This window comes from Streptomyces sp. NPDC028308 (genome assembly GCF_055565855.1).
Window position 1 is genome coordinate 280386 of sequence record NZ_JBVHTO010000007.1, and the last position, 19589, is coordinate 299974.

The window sequence follows — 19589 nt, forward strand, 5'->3', positions numbered from 1 at the left end:
GCGTGCACGCGAAGGGGTCGAGACGATGGCCAGCAAGCCGCCCAAGGGCGATCCGGTCCAGGACGCGCCGCAGGTCGCCGAGCCGAAGCACGCGGCCGCCGGGCTGCCCGCCATCGGGCACACCCTGCGCATGGCCCAGCAGCAGATGGGTGTGCGCCGCACCGCCCTCACCCTCCTGCGGGTCAACCAGAAGGACGGCTTCGACTGCCCGGGCTGCGCCTGGCCCGAACCGGAGCACCGGCACACCGCCGAGTTCTGCGAGAACGGCGCGAAGGCGGTCGCCGAGGAGGCCACGCTGCGCCGGGTCACCCCCGACTTCTTCGCCGCGCACCCGGTCTCCGACCTCGCCGGCCGCAGCGGCTACTGGCTGGGCCAGCAGGGCCGCCTCACCCACCCCATGTACCTGCCGGAGGGCGCCGACCGCTACGAGCCGGTGTCCTGGGAGCGGGCCTTCGACATCGTCGCGGAGGAGATCACCGCGCTCGACTCCCCCGACGAGGCCGTCTTCTACACCTCGGGCCGCACCAGCAACGAGGCCGCGTTCCTCTACCAGCTGTTCGCCCGCGAGCTCGGCACGAACAACCTGCCGGACTGCTCGAACATGTGCCACGAGTCGTCCGGCTCGGCGCTGACCGAGACCCTCGGCGTCGGCAAGGGCAGCGTCCTGCTCGACGACCTGTACCGGGCCGACCTGATCATCGTCGCCGGCCAGAACCCGGGCACGAACCACCCCCGCATGCTGTCCGCGCTGGAGAAGGCCAAGGCGAACGGCGCGAAGATCATCACGGTCAACCCGCTGCCCGAGGCCGGCCTGGAGAGGTTCAAGAACCCGCAGACCCCCCAGGGCATGATCAAGGGCGCCGCCCTCACCGACCTGTTCCTCCAGATCCGCCTCGGCGGCGACCAGGCACTCTTCCGCCTCCTGAACAAGCTGATCCTGGAGACCGAGGGAGCCGTCGACGAGGACTTCGTCCGCGAACACACCCACGGCTACGAGGAGTTCGCCGAGGCCGCCCGCGCCGCCGACTGGGACGACACCCTCACCGCGACCGGCCTCACGCGCGCGGACATCGACGAGGCACTGGAGATGGTCCTCGCCTCCCGGCGCACCATCGTCTGCTGGGCCATGGGCCTCACCCAGCACAAGCACGCCGTGCCCACCATCCGCGAGGTCGTCAACTTCCTGCTGCTGCGCGGCGACATCGGCCGCCCCGGCGCGGGCGTCTGCCCCGTGCGCGGCCACTCCAACGTGCAGGGCGACCGCACGATGGGCATCTTCGAACGGCCCGCCCCGGCGTTCCTCGACGCGCTGGAGAAGGAGTTCGGCTTCGCCCCGCCCCGCGAGCACGGCTACGACGTCGTACGGGCCATCCGCGCCCTGCGCGACGGCGAGGCGAAGGTGTTCTTCGCGATGGGCGGCAACTTCGTCTCCGCCTCACCCGACACCGACGTCACCGAGGCGGCCATGCGCCGCGCCCGCCTCACCGTCCACGTGTCGACCAAGCTCAACCGCTCCCACGTGGTCACCGGCGTCCGCGCCCTGATCCTGCCCACCCTCGGCCGCACCGAGCGCGACCTCCAAGGCGGTGGCGAGCAGTTCGTGACCGTCGAGGACTCCATGGGCATGGTGCACGCCTCGCGCGGCCGCCTGGAGCCCGCGAGCCGGCACCTGCTGTCCGAGCCGGCCATCGTGTGCCGCCTCGCCCGCCGCGTCCTCGGCGAGGCCAGCCGGACCCCCTGGGAGGAGTTCGAGAAGGACTACGCGACGATCCGCGACCGCATCGCCCGCGTGGTCCCCGGCTTCACCGACTTCAACGCGCGCGTGGCCGACCCCGCCGGCTTCGCCCTGCCCCACGCCCCGCGCGACGAACGCCGCTTCCCCACCGCCACCGGCAAGGCCAACTTCACCGCGGCGCCCGTCGAGCACCCGGAGCTGCCCGAGGGCCGCCTCCTGCTGCAGACCCTGCGCTCCCACGACCAGTACAACACCACGATCTACGGCCTCGACGACCGCTACCGCGGCATCAGGAACGGCCGCCGCGTCGTCCTCGTCAACCCCGAGGACGCCCACGCCCTCGGCGTCGCCGACGGCTCCTACGTCGACCTCGTCGGCGAGTGGCGCGACGGCGTCGAACGCCGCGCCCCCGGCTTCCGCGTCGTCCACTACCCGACCGCCCGGGGCTGCGCCGCCGCGTACTACCCCGAGACCAACGTCCTCGTCCCGCTCGACGCGACCGCCGACACCAGCAACACCCCGGCGAGCAAATCCGTCGTCGTCCGTCTGGAACAATCGGCAACCGACTGAGCGTTTGCTCAGCGACAGTGATCCACGACGAAGTGATCCACGACGAACGGAGCCCGGCCCGATGGGCGAGCAGCACAGCGTGAAGTTCCCGCAAGAGGTCGTCGACGAGTACGCCTCCCTCGGTGTCGACCTGCCCGCGCTCTTCTCCGCGGGCCACCTCGGCACCCGCATGGGCGTCCAGATCCTCGAAGCCTCCGCGGACCGCGTCGTCGGCACCATGCCCGTCGAGGGCAACACCCAGCCCTACGGCCTCCTCCACGGCGGCGCCTCCGCCGTCCTCGCCGAGACCCTCGGCTCCGTCGGCGCCATGCTCCACGGCGGCAGCTCCAAGATCGCCGTCGGCGTCGACCTCAACTGCACCCACCACCGCGGCGCCCGCTCCGGCCTCGTCACCGGCGTGGCCACCCCCGTGCACCAGGGCCGCTCCACGGCGACGTACGAGATCGTCATCACCGGCGAGGACGGCAAGCGCGTCTGCACCGCCCGCCTCACCTGCATGCTCCGCGACGCCCGCCCCGGCGACGCCGAGCAGGTCCGCGCCGCCCGCTGACCCCAGCGCACCCCGCGAGGACGACCGGGGCGGGACGGCACCCTTGCCGCGACCCGCCCCACACGCTTCACTGTGCGCTGATCACCCCCCGCAGGAGAACACCCGTCCCACCCAGCCCAAAAAGGGGTTCTCTTGACCGCCGTACGCGCCACCACCATGGCCCGCGCCAGTGCCGTCACCGCGGCCGCCTGCGCCGCCGTCCTCGCCACCGCGCTGCCCTCCTCCGCGATCAACTCCTACAACGCGACCCCCGCACCCGAGCGCACCGAAGTCGGCGCCCTCGTCGCCACCTGGGACAACGACGACGACCCCGCCACCCCCGACCGCGTCGACTGGGTCTGCTCCGGCACCATGATCGACTCGGGCACCTTCCTGACCGCGGCGCACTGCACCACCGACTGGCCCGACGACGTCCGCTTCTACGTCTCCCTCGACCAGGACGTCCAGGCCGGACTCGACGCCGCCGCGAAGGCCCACCCCGGCGACCCCACCGCCCAGGCCGAAGCCGTCGCCGTCGAAGGCACCGCCCACACCCACCCCGCGTACCCGGGCCCCGCCTCCGACACCCACGACATCTCCGTCGTCGAACTGCCCGCCGACCGGCTCCGGGCCCGCTGGACCTTCACCCCCGCCGCCCTCCCCACCGCCGGACAGCTCGGCGCCCTCGGCCCGCGGGGACTGAACACCACCTCCTGGACCGTCGCCGGATACGGCACCCAGGAAGCCCTCAACGGCCCCGGCGGCCAGACCCACCCCGGCGGCGGCGTCCGCATGAAGGCACCCGTCTCCTTCGACGCCCTCAACAACGCCTGGGTACGCCTCGCGATGACCGCCCCCCAGGGCAACGGCGGTGCCTGCTACGGCGATTCGGGCGGCCCGAACTTCGCCGTGCTCGGCGGCCGGCGCGTCCTCGCCGCCACCACCATCACCGGCGACACACCGTGCTACGCCACCAACGTCGCCTACCGCCTCGACACCCCCGGAGCCCGCGCCTTCCTCGCGCCCTTCGTGAAACTGCCGTAGCCGAACGGCACACCGGCCCGGCACGGCGGCGGCCCGCGCCTGCGCCACCGGGCCCCACCGCGGCGTCACCGGCGCCGACTCCCCCGCGTCCAGGGCGAGTCGGCGCCGCCGGCCACGCCGCGAGCGCCTGGATCAGCATCAACGAGGCTTCTCCGGAACCGAGTTGACGAGGGCGCCCGGGAGGGCCGACCCCGGTTCCCTGCGGCGAGTCCAGACGGCACCACCCGGAACCGCGCACCTCGCACCACGGACACCGCCCATCCCGGGAATACCCGCCACACCACCTCGCCGACCCCCACCCAGGCCGCTCCCCGAGCCCGAACAGCCCCGGCCCGCCGTAACGCTGCGTAACACGGACGCAATACAACATCACAGTTCCGGCCTCCCCGGGCAGCGCTCCCACCACCTCCCAAGGCCCCTCCGGACCGCCCGCCACCCCGCCCGGCGCCGCCCACGCCCACGCGCAACCGGAAGTGCGGATTCTCAAAATGTGGACTCCGGAGCTTTTCCGCCAAACCGTCCGAGAGCCCCCGTCCGAGAAGTTCCCCCACCAGCACGTCATAACAAGAAAGTCACAAGCCAGCCCACGGCGATGCCGCCGCCCACAGACGGGCTTAGAGTCACGGCCAGTCACCGCGCCGCCGGGCGCGTCTGCAGCACGGCACCTGTACCACCCCAGTACGGCCCGGCGAGACACACGGCAGCTCAATAGAGCTGCTGCGCCAGGGAGAGGATTAAACGTGCGACACCGTTCTTTGGTCATACTCACCTCCGTGCTCACCACGGGAGCACTCACGCTGACCGCCTGCGGTTCGCGCGACGACGACAAGGGCGGTGACAACAGCGGCAAGAAGACCGAGGTCATCATCGGCGTCGACGCGCCGCTGACCGGCCAGAACTCCGCCACGGGCCTCGGCATCAAGGGCGGCGTCCAGATCGCCGTCGACGACGCCAACAAGAAGAACCTCGTCCCCGGCGTGAAATTCAAGGTCGTCGCCCTCGACGACAAGGCGATCCCCGCCCAGGGCCAGACCAACGCCACCCAGCTCGTCGGCAACGACAAGGTCCTCGGCGTCGTCGGCCCGCTGAACTCCGGCGTCGCCACCCAGATGCAGCAGGTGTTCGCCACCGCCAACCTGGTCGAGATCTCCCCCTCGAACACCGCCCCCGAGCTCACCCAGGGCAAGAACTGGCAGACGAAGAAGGCGCGTCCCTTCAAGACGTACTTCCGCACCGCCACCACCGACGCCCTGCAGGGCGGCTTCGCGGCCGACTACGCCTACACCACCCTGAAGAAGCGCAAGGTCTTCGTCGTCGACGACAAGCAGACCTACGGCGCCGGCCTCGCCAAGCTCTTCAAGGCCGGCTTCACCAAGGCCGGCGGCAAGGTCGCCGGCGAGGACCACGTCAACACCGGCGACACCGACTTCTCGGCCCTCGTCACCAAGATCAAGAACTCCAAGGCCGACCTCGTCTACTACGGCGGCCAGTACGACGAGTCCGAGAAGCTCACCAAGCAGCTCAAGGACGCCGGCGCCAAGGTCCCGCTCTTCGGCGGTGACGGCATGTTCACCCCGACCTACATCGAGACCGCCGGCAAGACCTCCGAAGGCGACCTCGTCACCTCCGTCGGCCAGCCCGTCGACACCCTGCCCTCCGCCGCCGACTTCATCAAGAAGTACAAGGCCTCCGGCCTCAAGGGCGACTACGGCACCTACGGCGGCTACTCCTACGACGCCGCCACCGCCATCATCAAGGCGATCGGCAACGTCGTGAAGGACGGCAAGGTCCCCTCCGACGCCCGCGCCAAGGTCGTCGAGGAAGTCCAGAAGACCAAGTTCGACGGCATCGCCGGCCCCGTCTCCTTCGACGAGTACGGCGACACCACCAACAAGCAGCTCACCGTCTACCAGGTCGTCGACGGCAAGTGGAAGGCCGTCAAGAGCGGCACCTTCAACGGCTGATCCACACCGCCGCCAGGGCCTGTAGTCCGGATCAGTCCAGCCGCGACCGACGGTTCGTCCCGGCACCCGCGACACCGGCCTGATCCGGACGACAGGCCCTCAGCACCACCACAGGGCCGCGCGGCCACTGACCACACGTCACCGCGCGGCCCGTTTCATACGCCCTGCTCAACTCTCCCCACCCACATGGAGGCCATGCGGTGAACACCCTGCCGCAGCAGCTGGCCAACGGGCTGTTCCTCGGCTCGATGTACGGGCTGATCGCCATCGGCTACACGATGGTGTACGGCATCGTCCAGCTCATCAACTTCGCCCACGGCGAGATCTTCATGACCGGAGGCTTCGGCGCACTCTCGGTCTACCTGTACGTCCTGCCCAACGGCACATCCATGTGGATAGCCCTGCCGGCGATGCTCATAGGCGGCGGACTCGTCTCCGTCCTCATCGCCGTCGGAGCCGAACGCTTCGCCTACCGACCACTGCGCGGCGCACCACGCCTCGCACCCCTCATCACCGCCATCGGCCTCTCCCTCGCCCTCCAGCAGGCCGTCTTCAACTGGTACCCCGACGCCAAGACCGACCGCACCTTCCCCCAGCTCGACTTCGGTCCCTGGCACATCGGCGACATCCGCATCCAGAGCGGCGCGGCCTTCGTCATCATCGCCGCCCCCCTCTGCATGGCCGCCCTCGCCCTCTTCGTCCGCCTCTCCCGCACCGGCCGCGCCATGCAGGCCACCGCACAGGACCCGGACACCGCCCAGCTCATGGGCATCGACACCAACCGCATCATCGTGATCGCGTTCGCCATCGGCGGCTTCTTCGCCGCCGTAGCCGCCGTCTCCTACGGCCTGCGCTACGGACAGATCAAGTACGACATGGGCTTCCAGATGGGCCTCAAGGCCTTCACCGCGGCCGTCCTCGGCGGCATCGGGAACATCTACGGCGCCATGATCGGCGGCCTCGTCCTCGGCCTCGCCGAGACCATGGCCACCTCCTACATCGACGGCATCCCCGGCATGCAGCAGCTCGGCGGCGGCGGCTGGTCCTCCGTCTGGGCCTTCGTACTCCTCATCCTCGTACTGCTGTTCAGGCCACAAGGCCTAGTCGGCGAACGCGTCGCGGACAGGGCGTGAGCACCATGGCAACCACCGAGAAGACCCCGGCGGCCACCCCCCGGACGGACCCCGCCCGCGGCCTCATCGCGCTCCCGCCCACCGTGGCCCGCGCCCTCGTCCTGGTCGGCGCCCTCGCCACCATCGCCAGCACGTTCATGTCCTGGACCTACACCGACGAATTCCCCGGGGACCTCACCTACTACGGCTCCCCCGCCGGACTCCAGGTCCTCGCACTCGTCGCAGGCCTCCTCACCGTCGTCTACGCCCTCACCCTCTGGGACATCCGCGGCCTGCGCTGGCTCAACCCCACCGGCGCCACCCAGCCCGTCGTCCTCGCCGCGGCCTCGGCGTTCGCCGTCGCCTGGTTCAGCGCCATCGCGATCGCCGTCGACCTCAAGGGCCTCGTCGCCCTCGACCCCGGCGCCTACATCGCCGCCATCGGCTCCCTGATCGCCGTCCTCGGCACCCTCGCCCTCCCCAAGCCGGGCGACACCTTCAAGGACTACGTCACCAAGCCCGACCACCTCCCCACGGCCACCCCCCTCCCCGCCTGGGGCGAACGCCTCGTCATCACCGCCGCCACCGCCGTGGCCCTCATCGTCTTCACCTACGGCATCGGCGTCGACCCCGAAGCCAGCGAAACGTTCATCGGCTACCTGTTCCTCGTCGTCCTCGGCGCCTGGGCACTCCTCACCGCCGGACTCTTCGACCGCTTCGCCGAACTCAACGCCCGCCACAAGGGATTCGCCACCTCCATGGCCTTCCTCGCCGCGGCGATCTTCCCCTTCGTCGAAAGCGACGAACACAACGCCAACCTCGGCGTCAACATCCTCGTCGTCGCCACCGTCGCCCTCGGCCTCAACATCGTCGTCGGCCTCACCGGACTCCTCGACCTCGGATACGTCGCCTTCCTCGGCGTCGGCGCCTACGCCGCAGCCCTCGTCTCCGGCAGCGAGTTCTCCCGCTTCTCCGGCGTCCAGTTCCCCTTCTGGGCCGCCATGCTCACCGGAATGGCCGCGTCGCTCGTCTTCGGCGTCCTCATCGGCGCCCCCACCCTGCGACTGCGCGGCGACTACCTCGCCATCGTCACCCTCGGCTTCGGAGAGATCTTCCGCATCGGCGTCAACAACCTCGACGGATCCTCCGGACCCAACCTCACCAACGGCCCCAACGGCATCTCCATGATCCCCGACCTCGACATCTTCGGGTTCAACTTCGGTGCCACCCACGCCATCGGCGGAATCACCCTCGGCCGCTTCGCCAACTACTTCCTGCTGATGCTCGTCATCACCGGCATCGTCGTCGTCGTCTTCAACCGCGCCGCCGACAGCCGCATCGGCCGCTCCTGGATCGCCATCCGCGAAGACGAGACCGCCGCCACCGCCATGGGCATCAACGGCTTCCGCGTCAAGCTCATCGCCTTCGCCCTCGGCGCCAGCCTCGCCGGCCTCGCCGGCACCGTCAGCGCCCACGTCGGCTACAGCGTCAACCCCGCCCCCTACCAGTTCGCCGGATCCGTCCCCCCGAACTCGGCGTTCCTCCTCGCCGCCGTCGTCCTCGGCGGCATGGGCACCGTCAACGGACCCATCCTCGGCGCCACCCTGCTCTACCTGCTCCCCGAGAAGCTCGGCTTCCTCAAGGAGTACCAGCTCTTCGCCTTCGGCATCGCCCTCGTCATCCTCATGCGATTCCGCCCCGAAGGCATCATCGCCAACCGCCGCCGGCAGCTCGAATTCCACGACACCGGCCAACTCGACATCCCCGAACAGAGCCTGCCCGACACCACCGTCGGCGTCACCAAGGCAGGGGCGTGACCCACATGACCACCACCACGGCCACCAGCCCCGTCCTCGAAGCCACCGGCGTCACCATGCGCTTCGGCGGCCTCACCGCCGTCCGCGGCGTCGACCTCACCGTCAACAGCGGCGAGATCGTCGGCCTCATCGGACCCAACGGCGCCGGCAAGACCACCTTCTTCAACTGCCTCACCGGCCTCTACGTCCCCACCGAGGGCAAAGTCGCCTACAAGGGCACCGTCCTGCCCCCCAAGCCCCACCTCGTCACCAGCGCCGGCATCGCCCGCACCTTCCAGAACATCCGGCTCTTCGCCAACATGACCGTCCTGGAGAACGTGCTCGTCGGCCGCCACACCCGCACCAAGGAAGGGCTCTGGTCCGCCCTCCTGCGCGGCCCCGGCTTCCGCAAGGCAGAAGCCGCCAGCCGCGAACGCGCCATGGAACTGCTGGAGTTCATCGGCCTCGCCCACAAGGCCGACCACCTCTCCCGCAACCTCCCCTACGGCGAACAGCGCAAGCTCGAAATCGCCCGCGCCCTCGCCAGCGACCCCGGACTCCTCCTCCTCGACGAGCCCACCGCCGGCATGAACCCCCAAGAGACCCGGGCCACCGAAGAACTCGTCTTCGCCATCCGGGACAAGGGCATCGCCGTCCTCGTCATCGAGCACGACATGCGCTTCATCTTCAACCTGTGCGACCGCGTCGCCTGCCTCGTCCAAGGCGAAAAACTCGTCGAAGGAACCTCCGACGTGGTCCAGGGCGACGAACGCGTCGTCGCGGCCTACCTCGGCACCCCCTTCGAAGGCGCCCCCGGCGCCGACGAACTCGCCGAAGTCGAAGCCGCCGAGGCCCACGGAGCGCAGAGCACCACCAGCAAGGAAGGAAGCGCCCAGTGACCGCACTGCTCGAGGTCGAAGACCTCAAGGTCGCCTACGGCAAGATCGAAGCCGTCAAGGGCATCTCCTTCTCCGTCGAAGCCGGCCAGATCGTCACCCTCATCGGCACCAACGGCGCCGGCAAGACCACCACCCTGCGCACCCTCTCCGGGCTCCTCAAGCCGACCTCCGGAGTCATCCGCTTCGACGGCAAGATCGTCAACGGCGTTCCCGCCCACAAGATCGTCGCCCTCGGACTCGCGCACTCCCCCGAGGGACGCCACATCTTCCCCCGGCTCACCATCACCGAGAACCTGCAACTCGGCGCCTTCCTGCGCACCGACAAAGCAGGCATCGAAAAGGACATCCAGCGCGCCTACGACCTCTTCCCCATCCTCGGGGAACGCCGCAAGCAGGCCGCCGGCACCCTCTCCGGCGGTGAACAGCAGATGCTCGCCATGGGCCGGGCCCTCATGTCCCAGCCCAAGCTGCTCATGCTCGACGAACCCTCCATGGGCCTCTCGCCGATCATGATGCAGAAGATCATGGCGACCATCACCGAGCTCAAGGCCCAGGGCACCACCATCCTGCTCGTCGAACAGAACGCCCAGGCGGCGCTCTCCCTCGCCGACCAGGGACACGTCATGGAAATCGGCAACATCGTCCTCTCCGGCAGCGGACAGGACCTCCTCCACGACGAGTCCGTCCGCAAGGCCTACCTCGGCGAGGACTGACCCACCGCACCCGGACACACGAAGAGGCCCGCACCCCCACCGGGGTCGCGGGCCTCTCGCCGTACCGAACGCGCCGCCGGGACTAACCCTTCGACGACTTCTTCTCCTCGGCGTCCTGAATGACCGCCTCCGCAACCTGCTGCATCGACATCCGCCGGTCCATCGACGTCTTCTGGATCCACCGGAACGCCGCCGGCTCCGACAGCCCGTACTCCGTCTGCAGCACCGACTTCGCCCGGTCCACCAGCTTCCGCGTCTCCAGCCGCTGGCTGAGGTCCGCGACCTCCTTCTCCAGCTCCTTCAGCTCCGTGAACCGCGACACCGCCATCTCGATCGCCGGCACCACGTCGCTCTTGCTGAACGGCTTCACCAGATACGCCATCGCACCCGCGTCACGCGCCCGCTCCACCAGATCACGCTGCGAGAACGCCGTCAGCATCAGCACCGGCGCGATGCTCTCCTCGGCGATCTTCTCCGCCGCCGAGATCCCGTCCAGCTTCGGCATCTTCACATCGAGGATCACCAGATCCGGCTTGTGCTCCCGGGCCAGCTCGACGGCCTGCTCACCGTCACCCGCCTCACCGACGACGGTGTAGCCCTCCTCCTCCAGCATCTCCTTGAGATCGAGACGGATCAGCGCCTCGTCCTCGGCGATGACGACACGGGTCGTCAGCGGAGGTACGTGCGACTTGTCGTCGTCGGGCGCGTCCACGGGCTGGGGCGACTCGGGGGCGGTCACGGGGTGCTCCTTGTTCCAGGGCAGACAAGTACTGCTCCCAAGAGCGTACCTAGCTGCGGTAAGGTGGGGGCACAGCGGGTGAGCACCAGCCTTCGTTTTGCAGGAAGCCCCGGTAGTCCAGCGGTAGAGACACGGTGCTCAAACCACCGACAGCGTCGGTTCGAATCCGACTCGGGGCACTTTTCCTTGGATTACAAGGTCACCCATTAAGCGGATGTTCACGTTCTCGTGAACATCCGCTTTTGCGTGAGCGCAGCAGCCGTTCATTGCACAGAGTGTCGACATGAAGCACAGTCCTTCGATCCGGGCCTTCGCTGTCGAACTCATGCGCCAGGGGATGCCGAACCGGATAGTGGCGGAGCGCCTGGGTATTCCGCGCGGAACCATCGGCTGGTGGCGCAGCGAGGACCGCCGGGCGCGCGGCGAGACGTATGAGCAGCCCACGGACTGCCCGCGGTGCACAGGCCAGGAAATCGACAAAGTTGCGTACGCCTATCTACTGGGCCTATACCTCGGTGACGGCCACATCATTTCAAAGCGCAAGCAGCACCATTTGTCCGTCTTCTGTAATGCTCGGCAGACCGGGCTCATCGCAGCAGCCGAGGACGCAATGCGCAGGGTGATGGCGCGCCCGAGCGTCGCACGTCGCCAAAGGTCGGGTTGTGTCGAAGTGAAGTCGTTCACCTCTCACTGGCCCTGTCTCTTCCCCCAGCACGGCCCCGGCAAGAAGCATGAGCGGGTGATCGTGCTGGAGGGGTGGCAGCGGGAGATCGTGGACGCTCATCCGTGGGAGTTCGTCCGCGGGCTCATCCACTCCGACGGGTGCCGGATCATCAACTGGACGACCCGCGTCGTCGCCGGTGAGCGCAAGCGGTACGAGTATCCGCGGTACTTCTTCACCAACGTCTCCGGCGACATCCGGCGGCTCTACACCGACACGCTGGACCGCCTCGGGGTGACGTGGACGCACTGCACCCGGCACGGGAACGCCTACAACATCTCCGTGGCCCGCAGGGCCGACGTGGCTCTGATGGACGCGCACGTGGGGCCCAAGTACTGAGTCCGGCGCGGTGGGCCCCTCCTCTTGAGGGGCCCGGGGCCGGTCACTTGGGGGTGTCGTCCTCGCCGATGTGGTGGACGCGGACCAGGTTCGTGGAGCCGGAGATGCCGGGCGGGGAGCCGGCGGTGATGACCACCATGTCGCCCTTCTGGCAGCGGCCGATCTTCAGGAGCTGCTCGTCGACCTGGTCGACCATGGCGTCGGTGGAGTCGACGTGGGGTCCGAGGAAGGTCTCGACGCCCCAGGTGAGGTTGAGCTGGGACCGGGTGGCGGGGTCGGGGGTGAACGCCAGGAGGGGGATCGGCGAGCGGTAGCGGGAGAGGCGGCGGACGGTGTCGCCGGACTGGGTGAAGGCGACGAGGAACTTGGCGCCGAGGAAGTCGCCGATGTCGGCGGCGGCGCGGGCGACGGAGCCGCCCTGGGTGCGGGGCTTGTTGCGTTCGGTGAGGGGCGGCAGTCCCTTGGCGAGGATGTCCTCTTCGGCGGCTTCGACGATGCGGGCCATGGTGCGCACGGTCTCGATGGGGTACTTGCCGACGCTGGTCTCGCCGGAGAGCATGACGGCGTCGGTGCCGTCGATGACGGCGTTGGCGACGTCGGAGGCCTCGGCGCGGGTGGGGCGGGAGTTCTCGATCATCGAGTCGAGCATCTGGGTGGCGACGATGACCGGTTTGGCGTTGCGCTTGGCGAGTTTGATGGCGCGCTTCTGGACGATGGGGACCTGTTCGAGGGGCATTTCGACGCCGAGGTCGCCGCGGGCGACCATGATGCCGTCGAAGGCGGCGACGATATCGTCGATGTTGTCGACGGCCTGGGGTTTCTCGACTTTGGCGATGACGGGGAGGCGGCGGCCTTCCTCGTCCATGATGCGGTGGACGTCGTCGATGTCGCGGCCGCTGCGGACGAAGGAAAGGGCGATGACGTCGAAGCCGGTGCGCAGGGCCCAGCGGAGGTCTGCTTCGTCCTTGTCGGAGAGGGCGGGGACGGAGACGGCCACGCCGGGGAGGTTGAGGCCTTTGTGGTCGGAGACCATGCCGCCTTCGACGACGGTGGTGTGGACGCGGGGGCCGTCGACCGCGGTGACTTCGAGGCTGACTTTGCCGTCGTCGACGAGGATGCGTTCGCCGGGTGTGACGTCGGTGGCGAGTCCGTCGTAGGTGGTGCCGCAGGTGTGGCGGTCGCCTTCGGTGTCGGGTTCGACGGTGATGGTGAAGGTGTCGCCGCGTTCAAGGAGTACGGGGCCTTCGCGGAAGCGGCCGAGGCGGATCTTCGGGCCTTGAAGGTCGGCGAGGATTCCGACGCTTCGGCTCGTTTCGTCGGAGGCCTTTCGTACGCGTTGGTAGCGCTCCTCGTGTTCGGCGTGGGTGCCGTGGCTGAGGTTGAATCGGGCGACGTCCATTCCGGCTTCGACCAGTGCTTTGATCTGGTCGTACGAGTCGGTGGCGGGCCCCAGAGTACAGACGATTTTTGCTCGGCGCATGGTCTGAGCCTAGGGCTTACCGGCGGGTAGAGAATTGGGCGTGCGTGACTGCCCAACAACCTTTGTGTGAAGGGCTATTGACAAGGGTTGAATTGTGCGCGGGGGTGCTCCGATGAGCGCCGTGGGGTCACAGGTTCGGGGGTGCCATGGTGAATCGGGCGGTGACCTGGGCGTGGATGTGCCGGCGTTGTGGTTCGAGGTCGAGGGGTGCGGGTTCGTCGGTGTTCTCGGCGCCGTAGGTCATGGTGCGCATGGCGCGGTCGAGGGGGTGGGCGGGTTCGGGTTCGGTGTCGGTGAGGTCGAGGAGTGCGGTGAGGGTGGTGCCGAGGGCTTCGGCGTATTCGCGGGCGCGTTGGACGGCGTCGTGGACGGCTTGTTGGCGGGCTTGCTTGTGGGCGGGTGAGGTGGGGCGGAGGGTCCACCAGGGGCCGTCGATGCGGGTGAGGTCGAGGTCGGCGAGGCGGGTGGTGAGTTCGCCGAGTGCGGTGAAGTCGTTGAGTTCGGCGGTGAGGTGGAGGTGGCCGTGGTGGGCGCGGACGCGTTCGCCGCGGCCGTGTCGGGTGAGTTCGGGGGTGATGGTGAGGGCGCTGGTTTCGAGGTGTTCGACGGCGTCTCCGTAGGTTTTGACGAGGTCGAGGGTGGTGGTGTTGCGGCGGGTGAGGTCGGCGAGGGTGGCGCGTCGGTCGGTTCCGCGGGCGGTGAGGGTGATGCCGATGCGGGCGAGTTCGGGTTCGGTTTCGAGGTGGGCTTCGCCGCGGACGGTGATGTGGGGGGCGTCGGGGGTGGGGGTCATACGTCCCACTGTGTCACCGGAGTGGCGGGTTGTGGGGTGTGCCGGTCATCAGATCGAAACCTGCGGGATCTGTTCGGGGGTGTGGGGGGTGGGTCAGAATCTACGCGCGTCGTTCACCATCGCCCCGAGGAGTCGCTGTCATGCCGTTGAACCGCCGGAAGTTTCTGAAGAGGTCCGCTGTGACGGGTGCCGGGGTGGCGCTGACGGGTGCGGTGGGTGCTCCGGCCGCGCAGGCGGCGGCGGTGGAGGGGGGTGCGAAGCGTCCGAAGCGGTACGCGCTGACGGTGATGGGCACGACCGATCTGCACGGGCATGTCTTCAACTGGGACTACTTCAAGGACGCGGAGTACTCCGACGCCAAGGGCAACGCGATGGGTCTGGCGCGGATCTCGACGCTGGTGGAGCAGGTCCGCGAGGAGAAGGGCCGTGGCAACACGCTGCTGTTGGACGCGGGTGACACGATTCAGGGCACGCCTCTGACGTATTACTACGCGAAGGTGGATCCGATCACCGCCGAGGGTGGTCCGGTGCATCCGATGGCGCAGGCGATGAATGCGATCGGCTATGACGCGGTGGCGCTGGGCAACCACGAGTTCAATTACGGGATCGAGACGCTGCGGAAGTTCGAGTCGCAGTGTGATTTCCCGTTGTTGGGTGCGAACGCGCTGGACGCGAAGACGTTGAAGCCGGCTTTTCCGCCGTACTTCATGAAGAAGTTCCATGTGCCTGGTCTGCCGCCGGTGCGGGTGGCGGTGCTGGGGTTGACGAATCCGGGTATCGCGATTTGGGACAAGGCGTATGTGCAGGGCAGGTTGACGTTCCCGGGGCTGGAGGAGCAGGCGGCGAAGTGGGTGCCGAAGCTGCGGTCGATGGGTGCGGACGTGGTGGTGGTGTCGGCGCACAGTGGTTCGTCGGGTACGTCGTCGTACGGTGATCAGCTGCCGTACGTGGAGAATTCGGCGGCTCTGGTGGCGCAGCAGGTGCCGGGGATCGACGCGATCCTGGTGGGGCACGCGCATGTGGAGATCCCGGAGCTGAAGGTGACGAACGCGGCGACGGGCCGGACGGTCGTGTTGTCGGAGCCGTTGTGTTACGCGGAGCGTCTGTCGTTGTTCGACTTCGAGTTGGTCTTCGAGAAGGGCCGGTGGCGGGTCGAGTCGGTGGCGGCGTCGCTGCGTGATTCGAAGACGGTGGCGGACGATCCGCGGATCACGAAGCTGCTGAAGGCGGAGCACGACGCGGTGGTGACGTATGTCAACCAGGTGGTGGGGACGGCGACGCAGACGCTGACGACGGTGGAGGCGCGGTTCAAGGACGCGCCGATCATCGACCTGATCACGAAGGTGCAGGAGGACGTGGTCCGGGCGGCGCTGGCGGGTACGGAGTACGCGTCGTTGCCGGTGATCGCGCAGGCGTCGCCGTTCTCGCGGACGTCGGAGATCCCGGCGGGCGAGGTGACGATCCGGGATCTGTCGAGTCTGTACGTGTACGACAACACGCTGGTGGCGAAGTTGCTGACGGGTGCTCAGGTGCGGGCGTACCTGGAGTATTCGGCGGATTATTTCGTGCGGACGGCGGCGGACGCGGTGGTGGATCCGGAGAAGCTGACGAACGCGAACAACCGGCCGGACTACAACTACGACTACGTGTCGGGGCTGCGGTACGACATCGACATAGCTGAGGCGCCGGGTTCGCGGATCAAGAACCTGTCGTTCAATGGTGCGCCGTTGTCGGACGGTGAGCGGTTCGTGTTCGCGGTGAACAACTACCGGGCGAACGGTGGCGGGGCGTTTCCGCATGTGGCGTCGGCGCAGGAGTTGTGGTCGGAGTCGACGGAGATCCGTACGCGGATCGCGGAGTGGGTGACGGCGAAGGGCAGTCTGGACCCGGCGGAGTTCGCGTCGGTGGACTGGCGGCTGACGCGGAACGGTGTGCCGGTGTTCTAGGAGCCGGCCGGGGTGTGGGCCCCGGGTCGGGACGGTGGTGCCGTCCCGGTCCGGGGCTTTTCGCTGTCGGTCGCCGGTGGTGGTGTCAGCGTTCGTCGACGAGGGGGGTGAGGAGGACGGGGGCGCGGCGGGCGTGGGGGACGTGGGGGCTGGGTTCGAGTCCGAAGGTGGTGAAGGAGGTGCGTTCGGGGAGGGGGTAGGGGTCTTTGCCGGTGAGGGAGTTGAGGATGGTGGCGCTGCGCCAGGCGGCGAGGCCGAGGTCGGGGGCGCCGACGCCGTGGGTGTGGAGTTCGGCGTTCTGGACGTAGACCTGGCCGGTGACGGAGGGGTCGAGGACGAGGCGGAAGCGGTCGTCGATGCGGGGGCGTTCGGCGCTGTCGCGGCGGAGGTAGGGGTCGAGTCCGGCGAGGATGCGGCTGAGGGGGCGTTCGCGGTAGCCGGTGGCGAGGACGACGGCGTCGGTGGTGAGGCGGGAGCGGGTGCCTTGCTGGACGTGTTCGAGGTGGAGTTCGACTTTGGTGGTGGCGACGCGTCCCGCGGTGCGGACGTGGACGGCGGGGGTGAGGACGGCGTCGGGCCAGCCGCCGTGGAGGGTGCGGCGGTAGAGCTCGTCGTGGATGGCGGCGATGGTGTCGGCGTCGATGCCTTTGTGGAGTTGCCATTGGGCGGCGAGGAGCCGGTCGCGTACGGGTTCGGTGAGGGCGTGGAAGTAGCGGGTGTAGTCGGGGGTGAAGTGTTCGAGGCCGAGTTTGGAGTACTCCATGGGGGCGAAGGCTTCGGTGCGGGCGAGCCAGTGGATCTTCTCTTGTCCGGTGGGGCGGTTTCTGAGGAGGTCGAGGAAGACTTCGGCGCCTGATTGGCCGGCGCCGATGACGGTGATGTGGTCGGCGGTGAGGAAGCGGTCGCGGTGTTCGAGGTAGTCCGCGGCGTGGATGACGGGCACGCCGGGGGCTTCGACGAGGGGTTTGAGGGCGTCGGGGATGTGGGGGGCGGTGCCGACGCCGATGACGATGTTGCGGGTGTAGGTGCGGCCGAGGGCTTCGGCTTCGCCGTCGGCGTCGAGTTGGGTGAAGTCGACTTCGAAGAGGGCGCGTTCGGGGTTCCAGCGGACGGCGTCGACCTGGTGGGCGAAGTGGAGTCCGGGGAGGCTGTCGCTGACCCAGCGGCAGTAGCCGTCGTATTCGGCGCGCTGGATGTGGAAGCGCTCGGCGAAGTAGAAGGGGAAGAGGCGGTCGCGGGCTTTGAGGTAGTTGAGGAAGGTCCAGGGGCTGGCGGGGTCGGCGAGGGTGACGAGGTCGGCGAGGAAGGGGACTTGGAGGGTGGTGCCGTCGATGAGGAGGCCGGGGTGCCAGTCGAAGGTGGGGCGTTGTTCGTAGAAGACGGTGTCGAGTTCGGTGAGGGGGTGGGCGAGGGCGGCGAGGGAGAGGTTGAAGGGGCCGATGCCGATGCCCACCAGGTCGCGGGGTGCTTCGGGTTCGTGGCGTGGGGGGATGGGCGTCGGGCTCATCGGGCTGTGTGTCCTTCCACCAGTTTCAGGAGCGCGGCCAGGTCGCCGGTCCGGGCGTGCGGGTTGAGCAGGGTGGCCTTGAGCCAGAGGCGGCCGTCGGGGGCGGCGCGGCCGAGGACGGCGTGGCCTTCGGTGAGGAGGGTGCGGCGTACGGCGGCGACGGTGTCGTCGGTGGCTTCGGTGGGCCGGAAGAGGACGGTGCTGATCGTGGGCTGGTCGTAGAGCTCGAAGCGGGGGTGGGCTTCGATGAGTGCGGCGAGTTCGCGGGCGTGGGCGCAGACGCGGTCGACGAGGGCGCCGAGTCCGGTGCGGCCGAGGGTTTTGAGGGTGACGGCGATCTTGAGGATGTCGGGGCGTCGGCTGGTGCGCAGGGACCGGCCGAGGAGGTCGGGGAGTCCGGCGTGGGTGTCGTCGTCGGCGTTGAGGTAGTCGGCCGAGTGGCCGAGGACGTGGAGGTCGTCGGGGTCCTGTACGGCGAGGAGGCCGGCGGCGACGGGTTGCCAGCCGAGTTTGTGCAGGTCGAGGGTGACGGTGTGGGCGCGGGCGAGGCCGTCGAGCAGTTTGCGGTGGCGGTCGCTGAAGAGGAGGCCGCCGCCGTATGCGGCGTCGATGTGGAGGCGGGCTCCGTGGGCGGCGCAGCGGTCGGCGATGTCGGGCAGTGGGTCGATGAGTCCGGCGTCGGTGGTGCCGGCGGTGGCGGCGACGAGGAAGGAGCCGCGGGGGCCGGGCAGTTCGGTGAGGGCGTCGTCGAGGGCGGCGGGGTCCATGGTGCCGGCGGGGGCGGGGACGACGACGGGTTCGGGGAGGCCGAGGAGCCAGGCGGCGCGGCGCAGGGAGTGGTGGGCGTTGGCGCCGCAGACGAGTTGGATGCCGCCGTGGGTTTCTCGGGCGAGGAGGAGGGCGAGCTGGTTGGCTTCGGTGCCGCCGGTGGTGACGAGGGCGGCACCTTTCTTCGGTCGGGTGTTCGTCTGGTGGGGGTCCGGGGGGTAGATCTCGGCGGCGAGGGCGTCGGTGACGAGTGTCTCCAGCTCGGACGCGGCGGGGGCCTGGTCCCAGGAGTCGAGAGAGGGGTTGAGGACGGAGGCGGCGAGGTCGGCCGCGGCGGCGACGGCGAGGGGCGGGCAGTGGAGGTGGGCGGCGCACAGGGGGTCGGCGGGGTCGGCGGCGCCTTCGGTGAGGGCGCGGACGAGGACGTGCAGGGCGTCGTCGGAGCCTTCGTGGGGCAGGGGGTCGCCGAGGGTGTCCCGGACGCGGCGGGCGACGGTCTGCGGGCCGCCTGCGGGCAGGGGGCCGCCGCGGGTGGCGGCGCCTTCGTGCAGGGCGTCGAGGACGGTGTCGAGCAGCGGCCGCAGTGCGCCGGGGCCGTCGGGACCTGAGGCGAGGGGCGGCGAGCTCATGGGCGTCCTCCGAAGGGGCGCAGGGCAGGGAGTTCCAGCTTGGACGCGCGGGGTGCGGCGCGCCCGGAAAGCCCAACGACCGGGACCCGAAAGGGGGTACTCCCGCGTGCGGGGAACGTGTGGGGGACGCGGGGGTGCTACGGGGTGCCGACGAGGCGGGCGGCTCCGCCCGGCCTCGGACGAACGCGAGCCCGGCGGGGGCACGCCGGACAGCCCGAGAGGATCCCCTCGGACACTCCCCCGGACCGGGCGGCCCGGAGCACGCGCCGGCTCGGCCGGGACGGCACCGGCACTCCCCCGGGCAA

The 19589-nt window shown here is 69.2% G+C and carries 15 protein-coding genes and 1 tRNA gene; 11 read left to right on the forward strand and 5 right to left on the reverse strand.

Annotated features, from left to right (window positions below):
• The first annotated feature begins 25 nt into the window (after positions 1-25).
• From ACZ4VA_RS18065 to ACZ4VA_RS18100, 8 genes are all read left to right on the forward strand, one after another.
• Complete coding sequence (locus ACZ4VA_RS18065; RefSeq protein WP_468081989.1) at positions 26-2305, forward strand: FdhF/YdeP family oxidoreductase; 2280 nt, start codon at positions 26-28, stop codon at positions 2303-2305.
• 61 nt (positions 2306-2366) lie between these two features.
• Entirely contained in the window at positions 2367-2855 is a 489-nt protein-coding gene (locus ACZ4VA_RS18070; RefSeq protein ID WP_355795019.1) for a PaaI family thioesterase, read from the forward strand.
• 132 nt (positions 2856-2987) lie between these two features.
• Complete coding sequence (locus ACZ4VA_RS18075) at positions 2988-3878, forward strand: trypsin-like serine protease (protein WP_356169171.1); 891 nt, start codon at positions 2988-2990, stop codon at positions 3876-3878.
• A 740-nt stretch (positions 3879-4618) separates the two neighbouring features.
• Positions 4619-5842, forward strand: a complete 1224-nt coding sequence (locus ACZ4VA_RS18080) for a branched-chain amino acid ABC transporter substrate-binding protein (RefSeq protein ID WP_355779191.1) — start codon at positions 4619-4621, stop codon at positions 5840-5842.
• A 200-nt stretch (positions 5843-6042) separates the two neighbouring features.
• Positions 6043-6975: a branched-chain amino acid ABC transporter permease gene (locus tag ACZ4VA_RS18085; RefSeq protein WP_355779188.1), complete on the forward strand. Its 933-nt coding sequence runs from the start codon at positions 6043-6045 to the stop codon at positions 6973-6975.
• A 5-nt stretch (positions 6976-6980) separates the two neighbouring features.
• Positions 6981-8771 (forward strand): branched-chain amino acid ABC transporter permease, encoded by a 1791-nt coding sequence (locus tag ACZ4VA_RS18090; RefSeq protein ID WP_355779238.1) that lies wholly within the window; start codon positions 6981-6983, stop codon positions 8769-8771.
• A complete protein-coding gene (locus ACZ4VA_RS18095; protein WP_356169166.1) occupies positions 8768-9649 on the forward strand; it encodes an ABC transporter ATP-binding protein in 882 nt (293 codons plus the stop codon). Before ACZ4VA_RS18090 ends, ACZ4VA_RS18095 begins: the two co-directional genes overlap by 4 nt.
• Positions 9646-10362, forward strand: coding sequence for an ABC transporter ATP-binding protein (locus ACZ4VA_RS18100; protein WP_355790608.1), 717 nt, complete (start codon positions 9646-9648; stop codon positions 10360-10362). Before ACZ4VA_RS18095 ends, ACZ4VA_RS18100 begins: the two co-directional genes overlap by 4 nt.
• Before the next feature lie 82 nt (positions 10363-10444).
• Here the strand turns inward: ACZ4VA_RS18100 and ACZ4VA_RS18105 are convergent, their stop codons facing one another.
• The gene (locus ACZ4VA_RS18105; RefSeq protein WP_356169163.1) at positions 10445-11101 is read right to left on the reverse strand and encodes an ANTAR domain-containing response regulator; all 657 of its coding nucleotides are present in this window, start codon (positions 11099-11101) and stop codon (positions 10445-10447) included.
• A gap of 106 nt (positions 11102-11207) precedes the next feature.
• On the opposite strand from ACZ4VA_RS18105, the gene ACZ4VA_RS18110 reads away from it, so the two are divergent.
• Together ACZ4VA_RS18110 and ACZ4VA_RS18115 are read left to right on the forward strand one after the other, a co-directional pair.
• Positions 11208-11280, forward strand: a tRNA-Leu gene (locus ACZ4VA_RS18110).
• Between the two features lie 146 nt (positions 11281-11426).
• Positions 11427-12161 (forward strand): helix-turn-helix domain-containing protein, encoded by a 735-nt coding sequence (locus tag ACZ4VA_RS18115; RefSeq protein ID WP_468082107.1) that lies wholly within the window; start codon positions 11427-11429, stop codon positions 12159-12161.
• A gap of 43 nt (positions 12162-12204) precedes the next feature.
• Here ACZ4VA_RS18115 and pyk read toward each other — a convergent pair whose 3' ends face one another.
• Complete coding sequence (gene pyk / locus ACZ4VA_RS18120; protein WP_356169160.1) at positions 12205-13641, reverse strand: pyruvate kinase; 1437 nt, start codon at positions 13639-13641, stop codon at positions 12205-12207.
• Between the two features lie 127 nt (positions 13642-13768).
• A complete protein-coding gene (locus ACZ4VA_RS18125) occupies positions 13769-14434 on the reverse strand; it encodes an SIMPL domain-containing protein (protein WP_389390637.1) in 666 nt (221 codons plus the stop codon).
• Positions 14435-14574: 140 nt separating this feature from the next.
• Between ACZ4VA_RS18125 and ACZ4VA_RS18130 the strand changes: the two genes are divergently transcribed.
• Positions 14575-16380, forward strand: coding sequence for a bifunctional metallophosphatase/5'-nucleotidase (locus ACZ4VA_RS18130; protein WP_468081994.1), 1806 nt, complete (start codon positions 14575-14577; stop codon positions 16378-16380).
• A gap of 85 nt (positions 16381-16465) precedes the next feature.
• Here ACZ4VA_RS18130 and ACZ4VA_RS18135 read toward each other — a convergent pair whose 3' ends face one another.
• Both ACZ4VA_RS18135 and ACZ4VA_RS18140 read right to left on the reverse strand, forming a co-directional pair.
• Positions 16466-17887, reverse strand: coding sequence for a lysine N(6)-hydroxylase/L-ornithine N(5)-oxygenase family protein (locus tag ACZ4VA_RS18135; protein ID WP_355780673.1), 1422 nt, complete (start codon positions 17885-17887; stop codon positions 16466-16468).
• Positions 17884-19284 (reverse strand): pyridoxal phosphate-dependent decarboxylase family protein, encoded by a 1401-nt coding sequence (locus ACZ4VA_RS18140; RefSeq protein ID WP_355780670.1) that lies wholly within the window; start codon positions 19282-19284, stop codon positions 17884-17886. The genes ACZ4VA_RS18135 and ACZ4VA_RS18140 overlap by 4 nt, the downstream gene beginning before the upstream one ends.
• Between the last annotated feature and the right edge of the window lie 305 nt (positions 19285-19589).